The following is a 3,014-nucleotide window of genomic DNA, read 5'->3' as shown; positions in this document are numbered from 1 at the left end:
CTCCCTACTCCCTACTCCCTACTCCCTACTCCCTGCCTTAGCAAAAAGACTTTTTTAGCAAACCCTAATTATTCTTATGTTTGCCACTCCCTGTACGGATGTTGCATGCAACGTCCCTACCCACTCCCCTGCTCAACAAAATGTGGAAAAGTTTTTGAGAAATAGTATTACCTGTTGCCTGTTGCCTTGCACGTAGCGCTATAACTGAAATTGCTTTACAGTCGATAACTAAAATATCTCCGATATAATTCACATAGAGGCATGACTAAATTACCTTTAAATTTTACTAATCCCATACTGCGTAATTTGAATCCTTCTTTTGTGCCTATAGGTATAGGATAATCTATTGTAATAATTTGTTTAATTGCTGTTAATAATTCTGGATTTTCTTCAAGATTATTTAAGTGGCGACGTAGGTGGTCACAATAGGGGCCTTCTTCTGTGGGAGCGACTTGTAATAGCTTTTCTAAAGTTATTCTTCCCCTGGCAATTTGATAGAGAGCTTGACGTACTAAATAAGGATGTCCTCCTACCATTGCCATTAATTCTTTTATCTGTTCTGAAGACCATTCTAAATGATGTAATTTGACTAAATTTTCTACTTCTTCCCAGTTGAGTTCTCGTAACTCTATGGGTAAACCAACATTGAAAGGTGATTGATTAATATTTAGAGGAATATATACTTCTTTTGAATGTACAATTACTAACCTTAACTTTTGCCAAACTGCTTCATTTTTTCCACGTTCATGCCAAGTCCTGAGCAAAGCAAAAAAGGAGGTAGCAATTTCTGGATGTTGAAATACTTGGTCTACTTCATCTAACCCTAAAACTAAAGGAGTTGAAATTTCTGAAAGTAGATATCTTTGAAAATAATTTGTACATTTATTTTTACTTCCTAATACTCCTTGCCAATATTCAGATAGTTTTTCTTCTAGATTCAATTCATCAGTAATGCTGGCACAAAACCACTTTAAAAATAAATCAAGATTAGTGAGAAATTCTTCATCTGCTGACTGAAAATTTAAACAAGCTTTGCAATATCCTTGCTGTTCGGCATAATTCAAAATTCTACTCATTAAAGAAGTTTTTCCCATCTGTCGAGGTGCTTTAACTCGAATCAATGCTCCTGGATTCATAATAGTTTCATAACACTCTGACTCTATGGGCGATCGCTCTATATAAAAGATAGAGTTAAGTGGTACTTGACCAGAGGGAGTATCTAGTAATAGCCCCTTTTCATTGTGTTGAAAATTGATTGGGATTTGAGTCCCCACCCACTTCTTCCTCCCCTCTTCTTCTTCCTTCCTTCTTCCTTCTTCAACTTGTGAATTACCTGGTCGTGTCATATCAAAATTAATAGGTTGTGAGATAATTGCTGTTTTTGCTTTTTCCTGTTGAATCCTTAATTCAGTTAATTCTAATCTAACTTTCTGGAGAGATTTCTCTAAATCTTCTAGAGTCAATTTCTCTCCTGGTAATTGTTGATTAATTATCTCTAAAAAATCAGATTCAAAAATTTCTTTTACTATTTGATTTTCGCGCATTTCTTGCATGAAATTAATAGCTACTAAGTTTAATAATCCTCCCACATCTCTTTGCAGCTTTTCTAAGTATCCATCTGGTTCATCTCCCTGGAGTAAAACCAGAATAAAACTCTGGCATAAATTCTTAATTTCATCTACAGCAGGCAAAGGAATTAACAAACAACTAATATCTTCTGGAAAACTTGTCACATATTTTGTTCGATCGCTCTTTTTTAATTCACTTCTCAGCTTAGATATTTTACGATTCACCCAACCCAAATTTTCTCGTTTTTGCTCAGAATGAAATGGTGAATATTGAAGTACTGTGGGAAAAGAACCACCAATCTGATTTCTATATTCAATAGCAATTTTTTCTTGTGCCTTTAATAGCGACATATTAACAGTTTTGTAAAGCTCATAATTCACAGAAGCACTATTTTGCTGAAGGCGGTCTACAAATAATTCTAGACTATTTTGAAAAATACTAAAATCGCAATTTTTATGCTGACAAATCAAACCAATAGTTATCTTTAATAAAATCCAATTTAATATTCCAGAAATAGGTTCAATATTTCCCTGTAATCCCCGTAAAGCTACAGCAGCATCAGAGTAACGCTGTCTCCAATTAACCCTAACCATTTTTGTTAGAAAATTAGCCAACTTTTCACTGATATTAGGTGCTAATTTTTGCAAGTCTATTTCACCTAATTCATCTTGGATAAAATTCCTCGATGTAACTCCCGTTAAAGCCTGAATTGCAGTAATACCCACAGCATAAATATCACTAGCAAATTGTGGTCTTCCTTGTGCTTGTTCCACAGGCATATAACCAGGAGTACCCACTGCAATTGTACTACTAGATTTTCCCTGAGAATTAACAACAATATTACTTACTTCTTTAACTGCACCAAAGTCAATTAACATTAATTTTTGGTCGCGGTCTCGCCGCATAATATTCCCCGGTTTAATATCTCGATGAATTACCCCATTTTGATGTACAAAAGCTAAAACTTCTAAAATTTCTGACAAAAAAATTAGCACTTTAGCTTCACTCCAAGGCTGACTCATTTCTGTGGTTAAATCATGACCTATTATTAATTCTTGAACTAGATAAAATTCTTGATTATGCTCAAAATAAGCATACAAAGTAGGAATTTTATCGTATCTACTAAGTCGGTTGAGAATTTGACCTTCTTGCTCGAATAATCTTTGGACTTGTTGATGCTTAATAGTCGGTTTTAGTCGTTTCACAACACGCTGAGGTTTAGGATTTTCTGGTATATCTATATCCTCAGCAATATAAGTTTCTCCAAACCCGCCTCCACAACCTAATTGTTCGACAATTTTATAATGTTGTCTGAGAGTTTGACCAATTAAAGAATTATTTTCAGACATTTTATTAGACTTCTCCCATAATCGAAAATTAAATCAATTATGGCACTATAGCGCGTAGCGCTAGGGAATAGGGAATAGGGAATAGGGAATAGGGAA

The 3,014-nt window shown here is 34.6% G+C and carries 1 protein-coding gene; it reads right to left on the bottom strand.

Annotated elements, in window-relative coordinates; translation table 11 throughout:
* Positions 1-215 precede the first annotated feature (215 nt).
* Positions 216-2,918 (bottom strand): AAA-like domain-containing protein, encoded by a 2,703-nt coding sequence (locus tag AC3DU7_RS29870; protein WP_488042872.1) that lies wholly within the window; start codon positions 2,916-2,918, stop codon positions 216-218.
* Between the last annotated feature and the right edge of the window lie 96 nt (positions 2,919-3,014).

This window comes from Okeania sp. (assembly GCF_983059655.1).
Note: the sequence above shows the minus strand (reverse complement) of the source record. Positions and strands in the feature narration are given on the sequence as shown.

What these genes read in the sequence shown, in the direction of transcription:
- AC3DU7_RS29870 (WP_488042872.1), bottom strand. Translation starts at nt 2,918, where the DNA reads ATGTCTGAAAATAATTCTTTAATTGGTCAAACTCTCAGACAACATTAT.